An 8,802-nucleotide genomic window follows, 5' to 3' on the forward strand; every position below is an offset into this window, starting at 1 on the left:
CCGCGCAGCGCGCCCGGCTGCTGGTGCGCACCAACGCCACCGGCACGGCCTGGTTCACGGCGGACGTGCAGGCCCTGGCACGCCTGGTGCAGCTGGGCGTGGCCGGCGCCGTGGTGCCCAAGGCCGACCACCCCGCCACCTTGCAGCAGCTGGCCCAGGTAGCTGGACCGGACTGCGCCCTGGTGCCGCTGATCGAAAGCGTGGCCGGCCTGGATGCCGTGGATGCCCTGGCTCAGGTGCCGCAGGTGGTGCGCCTGGCGTTTGGCCACCTGGATTTCCAGGTCGATGCCGGCATGCAGTGCGGCCCCGACGAAGGCGAGCTGCTGCCCACCCGCATGGCCCTGGTCATGGCCAGCCGCCGCGCGGCCCTGGCCGCGCCGATTGACGGCGTGACCGTCGACACCCGCGATGCGGCCCGCACCGCCGCCGACAGCCAGCGGGCCCTGCGCATGGGCTTCGGCGGCAAGCTGTGCATCCACCCGGCGCAGCTGGCAACGGTCCACCAGGTGTTTGCCCCGAGCGCCGCCGCCGTGGCCCAGGCCCAGGCCGTCGTGCAGGCCATGGCCGACGCTGCCGGGGGCGTCTGCACGGTCGACGGCAAGATGGTCGATGCCCCGGTGCTGCAGCTGGCGCAGCGCACGCTGCAGCGGCATGCCTGGGCACAGCAGCGCACGGCCCCCAAGGCATGAAAAAAAGCGGCCCAAAGGCCGCTTTTTTTGAGAGGTGCGCGCAGCGCACGATCAGGGGTACAGACCGCGCATTTCGCGGGCGTGCAGGATGCGCTTGCACGCCACGATGAAGGTGGCCGTGCGCAGGCTGACCTTGTTCTCCTGGGCCACCTGCCAGATGGAGGCAAAGGCCTCCTGCATGATGCGCACCAGGCGGGCGTTGATCTCGTCCTCGCTCCAGAAGAAGCTGGAGAAGTCCTGCACCCACTCGAAGTAGCTCACCGTCACGCCGCCAGCGTTGGCGATCACGTCGGGTAGCACCAGCACACCCTTGTCGTTCAGGATGTCGTCTGCCTCGGGGGTGGTCGGGCCGTTGGCACCCTCGATCACCAGCTTGGCCTGGATGCGGTGGGCGTTGTCCTTGGTGATCTGGCCTTCCAGTGCGGCCGGAATCAGGATGTCGCAGCCCACGCCCCAGAAGTCGTCGTTCGCCATGGATTCGGCACCGGCGAAGCCGCCGACACCTCCCTGGGTGCGCACGTGCTCCAGCAAGGCCGCCACGTCCAGGCCGCTGGCGTTGTAGATGGTGCCCGTGTGGTCCTGCACCGCCACCACCTTGGCGCCCGCATCGGCAAACAGCTTGCCGGCGGTGCCGCCCACATTGCCGAAGCCCTGGACCGCCACGCGCGCCCCTTCCACGGGCAGGCCGGTCAGCTTGGCCGCTTCCACGCCCACGGTGAACACGCCGCGGCCCGTGGCCTCGACACGGCCCAGCGAACCGCCCAGGTCCACGGGCTTGCCCGTGACCACGCCGGTGGCGGTGGCGCCGGTGTTCATGGAGTAGGTGTCCATCATCCAGGCCATGATCTGGCCATTGGTGTTCACGTCCGGTGCAGGGATGTCCTTGGAGGGGCCGATCAGCAGGCCGATCTCGCTGGTGTAGCGGCGCGTCAGGCGCTCCAGCTCACCCTTGGACAGCTTGCGCGGATCGACGCGGATGCCGCCCTTGGCGCCGCCGTAGGGCACGTTCACGGCCGCGTTCTTCACCGACATCCAGGCCGACAGGGCCATCACTTCGGACAGCGTCACGTCCTGGTGGAAACGCACGCCGCCCTTGCCGGGGCCGCGGCTGAGGTTGTGCTGCACGCGATAGCCCTCAAAGTGGGCGATCGAGCCGTCATCCATTTCGATCGGCACGTCCACGATCAGGATGCGCTTGGGGCGCTTGAGCGTCTCCACCCAACGCGCCAGCGATCCCAGATAGGGCGTCACGCGGTCCACCTGCTTCAGGTAAGTGCCCCAGGGGCCGACGTCGTCGGGGTTCAGGTAGGAGGGCAGCGCGTGCTGCATCAATTGCGCGGAATGGTCATGGACTGGCATGGAAACAACCTTTGAGAAATGGTGCGACAGACGCACAGCAAAAAGCAGGCAGGGCTCGCTTTTTTTCAGCGTACGCACGGCCCTTCTTGCTGTCCAAAGCCTCTTGCTTGTCAATCTATGCATTTAATGCATATGGATGCTTTTCCACTCAACAATCAGCAACTCAGCATCAACGCCAAATTATCTACCTGCAATTGTGAAATGCCTATCCGCGATATTTTTTGCGTGCCGCCACTGCCCGGTGCAGGCACCAATCCCGCGTTTGCGGCAAGGGAATCCGCCTGCGCTGTGCGGGATCCTGCGCGCCTCCGCGCCACGCCGCGCCAGCTTTTGCCATGATGCCGAACCATGTCGACCGATTCCCCCAAAGATTGCACCACGGGCTTCTGTGCCCAGGGCCCGTCCCCCTTTGCCAACCAGCCGCCACTGGGCCTGAACCTGCTGGCCAAGGATGACCCCGAGGACATCCTGCCCGACTGGCCCCAGGTGGCGCCCGAGCTGCCCGCGGACGCCTATGCGATTGCCGACGCCCTGTGGTGGTCGCGCAAGCTGGGCGAGCGCTCGGCGCGCGCCGAGGACATGGCCTTCATGCTGCAGGACGCGGACGCAGCCCGCGCCGTGCAGCGCGCCCTGGCGCGCACCTGGCGCTGGTGGCCCGAGGGCAGCGTGCCCCGCTACTGGAAGTCGGGCGCCCCGCAGCGCAGTGCCCCCCTGGTCCATGCGCCCCTGCCCGAGCCGGGCGTGCATGTCGGTGTGGACGTGGCCCCCGCGCCGGGCACGGTGTTCAGCCTGCGTGGGGTGGAGGGCGAGATCGCCCTGCGCCTCGGTCAGGACGTGAGCGCCGCCGACGCGGCCGCACTCACCCCGGACACGGCCGCCGCCCTGGTGGATGCCTGCGCCGTGGCCATCGAATGGGTGGACAGCCGCTGGCGCGAAGGCCTGCAGGCACCGGCGCTGACGCTGCTGGCCGACGGCCAGTGCCACGGTGGCCTGGCCCTGGGGCCCTGGCAGGACTTTGCACCCCTGCGCCATCACGACTGGATGCGGCAGACCTGCACGCTGCAGATCAACGAGGGCCGGCCCAGGCGTTCACCGGCACACACAGCCTGCAAGACCCCACTTGGCTGCTGGCCGGCTGGCTGCAGCACGTCACCCAGCACTACGGCACGGTGCCGGCTGGCACTGTGGTCACCACCGGCACCTGGACCGGCTGCCCCGCCGTGCAGGCTGGCGATCGGGTGCAGCTGCAGTTTGATGGCCTGGGCGCGGTGGCCTGGCAGTTCTAAGCGCTACGATCTATCAGCATTTTCATAGCATCCAGCGCTGACTGGACGGGCGCCAGAGGTCGATTTGACTCCATAAGGCATGGGCCACCATGCCCTGGGGCGGCCCGGATACCCAAACAGGCCGGCCGCCGTCCAGCGAAAGACCAAGCGGCCCAGCCCCTCTGGCACCCGCCCCCTCACCGCCTAGTGCGGCGGGCGGCGCTCACTGGGGCAAGGCCAGCGACGACCGGTGGCGCTGGGCGAACGCGGCAAAGGCCTGCGGCTCCAGCGGCCGGCTGTACCAGTAGCCCTGCATCTCGTCGCAGCCATAGGCCTGCAACAGCTGTGCCTGCTCGGCGGTTTCCACGCCTTCGGCGATGGTGCGCAGGCCCAGGCTCTGGGCCATGCGGATGATGGCCGTGACGATGGCCTGGTCGCTGCCCTGCTCCGCCAGGTCGCGCACGAAGGACTGGTCGATCTTCAGCTTGTCGATGGCATAGCGCTTCAGGTAGCTCATCGAGGAATAGCCGGTGCCGAAGTCGTCCAGCGCCACGCGGAAGCCTGCGGCATGCAGCTTGCGGATGGTGATCTCGGCCTGCTCGGGCTGCTTCAGCGCCACGGCCTCGGTCAGCTCCATCTCGATGCGCTGCGGCGCCACCCCGACCCGCTGCAGCGTGGCCAGCACCTCCTCCACGAACTGCGGGCGGCCGAACTGCGCCGCCGACACGTTGACCGCCACCACCAGCTCTGGCAGTCCCTGGGCGTCCCAGGCGCGCAACTGCAGCGCCGCATGTTCCAGCACCCACAGATCGATGGCCACGATGGTGCCGCTTTGCTCGGCGATCGGGATGAATTCCGCCGGCGAGACCAGCCCCCACTGCGGATGGCGCCAGCGCAGCAAGGCCTCGGCCCCGGTCAGGGCGCCGCTGTCCAGTGCGCACTGCGGCTGGAAGACCAGGAACAGCTCGCCGTGCGCGGTGGCGTGCTTGAGGCCCGAGGCCAGCTCCAGCGAGCGGCGCGTGTGCGCCTGCATCTCGGGCGCGAAAAAGCGCAGCGTGTTGCCCCGTCCTGCTTGGCGCGGTACATCGCCACCTCGGCCGCCGAGGCCAGGGTGCCCGCCGTCTGGGCATCGTCCGGGAATACCGCCACGCCGGCCGAGGCGCTGGTCATCAGCGTATGCCCCTGCAGGCGCACCGCCGTCTGCAGCAGGGTCAGCGCGGCCTGCACCATCAGCGCCACGGCCGCCTGGTCCGCGCGGGGCACGATGGCCACATACACGTCGCTGGAATAGCGCGCCAGTGGCACCTGCGTGCCCAGGCTGTGGCGCAGGCGGTTGGCCTGCTCTACCAGCAGCTCGTCGCCGGCCGCGTGGCCCAGGCTTTCGTTGATCAGCTTGAACTGGTCCAGGTTGAACCACAGCAGCGACAACCGCTCGTGCTGGGCCGTGCTGCGTTCGATGGCCTGGGCCAGCTGTTCCTCGAACGACTTCTTGTTGCTCAGCCCGGTCAGGGTGTCGAAGTTCGACAGCGCGCGGATGCGTTCCTCGGCCTCGCGGCGCAGGCTGATGTCCTCCTTGTGCGCCACGTAGTGCGTCACCTGGCCGAAGGCGTCGCGGATGGGGTAGAGCGAAGCGCTCTCGGTGTAGGTCTGGCCGTTCTTGCGGCGGTTGATCAGCTCGCCCTGCCAGGACTGGCCCTGGGGCAGCTTGTGCCACATCTCGGCATAGGTGCTGCGCGGCGTCAGCCCGGACTGCAGCAAGCGCGGGTTGCGGCCCAGCACCTCCTCGGCGCTGTAGCCGCTGACCTCGGTGAAGGCGCGGTTGACGTACAGGATGCTGGCCTGGGTGTCGGTCATCATCACTGGCGAGGGGCTCTGGTCCAGTGCCTCGGACAGGCGGTGGATGATGGCCTCCTGGCGCCGCTGCATGATGCGCTGCCAGATGGTGTCGGCCAGGGCCTGCAGGGTCTGCACGTCCTGTTCGCTGTAGCCCTCGGGCTTGTTGCCCACCGCCAGCAGCATGCGCACCCGCCCGCCCTCCACCACCGGCAGGCAGGCACAGCGCTGCACCAGGGTGGTGTCGCCGCACTGGCAGGGCCACACCACGGCGCGGCGCTGGCGCAGCACCTCCTGCCAGGGCAGGGCCTGGGCCAGGGCCTGCTGGTCCAGGCCCTGTGGGATCAGCGCCATGGCCAGGTCCGTCCCCTGCTCATCGGGCCGCGCAAACAGCAGCAGCGCCACGGGGCTGTGGCTCAGGCGCCGGGCATGCTCCACGCCGCGGCGCAGAAAATCGCTTTCCAGCTCGTAGCCATCGTGGTGCTGCAGGTCCAGCAAGGCGGCATTTAGAAAGGACTCGGCCATCAGGTGCTGCTCGTTGTGCACGGCATCCGTGACATCGCGCGACAGCACCAGGTAGGTGGATGGTTGCCCGGGGGGCGCCGCCTTCTTGGCCACGGCCAGCTCGAAGTAGCGCAGCCCGTCGGCCTGGGACAGGCAGATGCGCTGGCCGCGGGCCACGCCCTGGGACTCAGCCTGCTCCAGCGCCGCCAGGCAGGTGGCCGCGGCCTCGGGCGGCAGGACCTCGGTCACAGACCTGCCCAGCAGTTGCTGGTGCGAGGCCGCCAGCCGGTCGGGATCGTTGGCATGCACCTCCAGGTACACCCCGCTGCGGTCCATTTCGAACAGTATGTCGGGCAGGGTTTCCAGCGTGGCGCGCTGGCGCGCTTCGGCCTGCTGCAGCCCCAGATAGGGCTGGCGCACGGTTTCGACGAACAGCCCGCGGTACAGGAAACCGTAGGCGATGATCTTGTACAGGTGCCCCGCCAGGTTGTAGACATCGGTCACATTGGCGTACAGCGTGAAGAAGTACTCGCCAATCCCCAGGATGAACGCCGCCAGCGCTAGGTAGATGCGCCCGGGCTCGCGCGTGCCCTGGGCCACGAAGCCCAGCCCCGCCACGAGGTAGGCCAGCATCAGCGCATATTCCAGCTGGATCTTGAGGGGCGTCAGCCCGCTGCCGGGCACGAAGGTGCGCGGAATGATCTGTGGATGGACCAGCAGCAGGTAGTGCACAGCCCCGACGATGCCGCCCATGGCCAGCAGGTTGAGGTAACGCCCCCGCCGGTCCAGCCAGCCACTCCAGCCCTGGGGCCACAGCGCCGCCCACAGCAGCGCCGCTGCGGCCATGGCCCGCGCCGCCAGCCAGAAGTTGATGGCCTTTTCCGGGCCGCTGGGGGTGATGAAGTCCGGCATGCCGGCGTACGACAGGGCGTGCGACAGATCCAGCAGCGCCACGCCCAGCAGGCCGATGCCCAGCACCAGGGCGCGGCCGTTGAGGCGGTATTTCTGCGTGACCCAGGCAATGCTGAAGACCATGGCCGCGACCGCGATCGACAGCATCTCCATGATGGTGTGCAGCGGCAGGTAGCTGGCCAATCCGCGCGCCGCATCGGGCGCCGGCAGGATCCGCACCAGCAGCAGCCCGGCCAGCAGGGCCAACAGCCAGTACGCCGATTCGCGAAGCTCCCGGTGGTGGGTCATGGATGCAACTTCCTTCAGACATGCAGAAATGCCCCATGACGGTGCATCACGGGAATCTGCACGGATTGTTGCATTCACTTACCCATTTGCGGCACGGCAAGATGCGTGCCACCGCGTGGTGATTCGAATTCACCACAGCGGCAGGGCGCATCAAAAAGCAGAGCGCCCTGCGCTCGCGCAGCCAGAGCTAGAGGTCAATTTGACCTGCAATCGCCCGGCAAGGGCGCGGCAAACCGTGGTGCGCGCCTCAGGCGTTGGCGGGGTAGAACAGCTTGCGGCCCTGGTCGGCCGACACGGCCTTGGCGATGGCACCAATGTGGTCGGGCGTGGTGCCGCAGCAGCCGCCGACGATGTTGACCAGGCCTTCGGCCGCGAACTCGTGCACCAGGCGGCTGGTCACGTCGGGCGTTTCGTCGAAGCCGGTGTCGCTCATGGGGTTGGGCAGGCCGGCATTCGGGTAGCAGCTGATGAAGGTGTCCGGCGCGGCCTTGGCCAGCTCCTGGATGTAGGGGCGCATCAGCGTCGCGCCCAGAGCGCAGTTCAGGCCCACGGACAGCGGGTTGCTGTGGCGCACGCTGTGCCAGAAGGCGGTCACGGTCTGGCCCGACAGGATGCGGCCCGAGGCATCGGTCACGGTGCCGCTGATCATGATGGGCAGCACCTCGCCCGTGGCTTCGAACGCTTCCTCGACGGCGAACAGCGCGGCCTTGGCGTTGAGCGTGTCAAAGATGGTCTCGACCAGGATCACGTCCGCGCCGCCTTCGATCAGCGCCACGGTCTGCTCGAAATAGGCCTTGCGCAGGGTCTCGAAGTCCACGTTGCGCGCACCGGGGTCGTTCACATCGGGGCTGATGGACGCCGTCTTGGGCGTGGGGCCCAGGGCGCCGGCCACATAGCACTTGCGGCCGTTGACGCTGTACTTGTCGCAGGCGGCGCGCGCCAGTTGGGCGCTCTTGAGGTTCATCTCGCGCGCCAGATCGGCCATGTGGTAGTCCTCCTGCGCCACGGTGGTCGCGCCGAAGGTGTTGGTCTCGATCAGGTCGGCCCCGGCGGCCAGGTACTTTTCGTGGATGTCGCGGATCACGTCGGGGCGGGTCAGCGACAGCAGCTCGTTGTTGCCCTTCACGTCGTGCGGGAAGTCCACAAACCGCTGGCCGGCACCGTCGGCACCCGCATAGCCCTCGCCCCGGTACTGGGCCTCGCCCAGCTTGAAGCGTTGGATCATGGTGCCCATCGCGCCATCGAGGATGGCAATACGCTGTTGCAGCAGGGCGGGCAGTTCTTGGGCGCGGGTGTAGTGGGGCAGGCTCATGGGGCCCGATTGTAGGAAGCTGTGCATGCCCTGCGCCGCTGCCCGTGGATTCCCGGCCCCCGCATCTGGCGCACGCCCTCCCAGCCGATGGCGCAGCTCAGCCGCGGTAGGGGCGCTGTGCCATGCGGAAGGTCAGGTTCCAGCGCTCGGCCCCCAGCAGGTGGTGCTGGCCCGCCGGCAGCGGCCGCACCCCGTGGAAGACCATGCGCGAGGCCCCGCCCCAGACCAGCACATCGCCATGCTCCAGCCGCAGGCTGCGCACCGGGTCGCTGCGCTGCAGGCCACCCCAGACAAAATGACAGGGTAGGCCCAGCGACACCGAGACGATGGGCGCGGTCTTGTCGCGCTCATCGGCGTCGTGGTGCAGGCCCATGCGGGCACCGACGGCATAGGCATTGATCAGGCAGACATCCGGATCAAAGCCCGGATAGCCCGCTTGCGCAGCCAGCGCCTGGGCCTGTTGCTGCAAAAAAGTGGGCATGGCCGGCCACGGGCGGCCGCTCAGCGGGTCACTGCGCGTGTAGCCATAGCCCTGGTGCCCGGCGGCGGCCCAACCCCATTCACCGCAGTTGCTGGTGCGCACCGACATCGGCCGCCCGCCGGCCGTGAAGGCCGCCTGCTGGCGCAGCAGCCCTGCAGG

General features: G+C 68.4%; 8 protein-coding genes and 1 pseudogene. 4 read left to right on the plus strand and 5 right to left on the minus strand.

Features of this window, described 5'->3' with window-relative positions; genetic code table 11:
* Positions 1-689, plus strand: a 689-nt coding sequence (locus SJH88_RS17380) for an HpcH/HpaI aldolase/citrate lyase family protein (RefSeq protein WP_274755212.1), incomplete at its 5' end; no start/stop codon positions are given.
* Positions 690-740: 51 nt separating this feature from the next.
* Here the strand turns inward: SJH88_RS17380 and SJH88_RS17385 are convergent.
* Positions 741-2,048 carry a Glu/Leu/Phe/Val family dehydrogenase gene (locus SJH88_RS17385; protein WP_051519304.1) on the minus strand — a complete coding sequence of 436 codons (1,308 nt, stop codon included), beginning with the start codon at positions 2,046-2,048 and terminating at the stop codon, positions 741-743.
* A gap of 132 nt (positions 2,049-2,180) precedes the next feature.
* Here SJH88_RS17385 and SJH88_RS17390 point away from each other — a divergent pair, with 132 nt between their 5' ends.
* The 3 genes and pseudogenes from SJH88_RS17390 (at position 2,181) to SJH88_RS17395 (ending at position 3,334) form a co-directional block, all read left to right on the plus strand.
* Positions 2,181-2,387 carry a hypothetical protein gene (locus SJH88_RS17390; protein WP_210929924.1) on the plus strand — a complete coding sequence of 69 codons (207 nt, stop codon included), beginning with the start codon at positions 2,181-2,183 and terminating at the stop codon, positions 2,385-2,387.
* A 249-nt stretch (positions 2,388-2,636) separates the two neighbouring features.
* Positions 2,637-3,068 (plus strand): annotated as a pseudogene (locus tag SJH88_RS19820) (fumarylacetoacetate hydrolase family protein); the annotation flags it as partial.
* On the plus strand, positions 2,960-3,334 hold the full coding sequence (locus SJH88_RS17395; RefSeq protein ID WP_274755213.1) for a fumarylacetoacetate hydrolase family protein: 375 nt from the start codon (positions 2,960-2,962) through the stop codon (positions 3,332-3,334). The pseudogene SJH88_RS19820 and the gene SJH88_RS17395, both read left to right, overlap by 109 nt.
* Positions 3,335-3,536: 202 nt before the next feature.
* On the opposite strand, the gene SJH88_RS17400 is transcribed toward SJH88_RS17395, so the two are convergent.
* The 4 genes from SJH88_RS17400 to SJH88_RS17415 all read right to left on the minus strand — a co-directional run.
* Positions 3,537-4,346: a putative bifunctional diguanylate cyclase/phosphodiesterase gene (locus tag SJH88_RS17400; protein WP_274755214.1), complete on the minus strand. Its 810-nt coding sequence runs from the start codon at positions 4,344-4,346 to the stop codon at positions 3,537-3,539.
* Positions 4,229-6,850: an MASE3 domain-containing protein gene (locus tag SJH88_RS17405; RefSeq protein ID WP_274755215.1), complete on the minus strand. Its 2,622-nt coding sequence runs from the start codon at positions 6,848-6,850 to the stop codon at positions 4,229-4,231. The genes SJH88_RS17400 and SJH88_RS17405 overlap by 118 nt, the downstream gene beginning before the upstream one ends.
* 247 nt (positions 6,851-7,097) lie before the next feature.
* Complete coding sequence (locus SJH88_RS17410) at positions 7,098-8,162, minus strand: homocysteine S-methyltransferase family protein (protein ID WP_234687353.1); 1,065 nt, start codon at positions 8,160-8,162, stop codon at positions 7,098-7,100.
* A gap of 97 nt (positions 8,163-8,259) precedes the next feature.
* Positions 8,260-8,802, minus strand: a 543-nt coding sequence (locus SJH88_RS17415) for an alpha-ketoglutarate-dependent dioxygenase AlkB (protein WP_274755216.1), incomplete at its 5' end; no start/stop codon positions are given.

It is taken from the genome of Comamonas sp. GCA5 (assembly GCF_036541385.1).
Classification (GTDB): Bacteria; Pseudomonadota; Gammaproteobacteria; order Burkholderiales; family Burkholderiaceae_C; genus Comamonas; species Comamonas aquatica.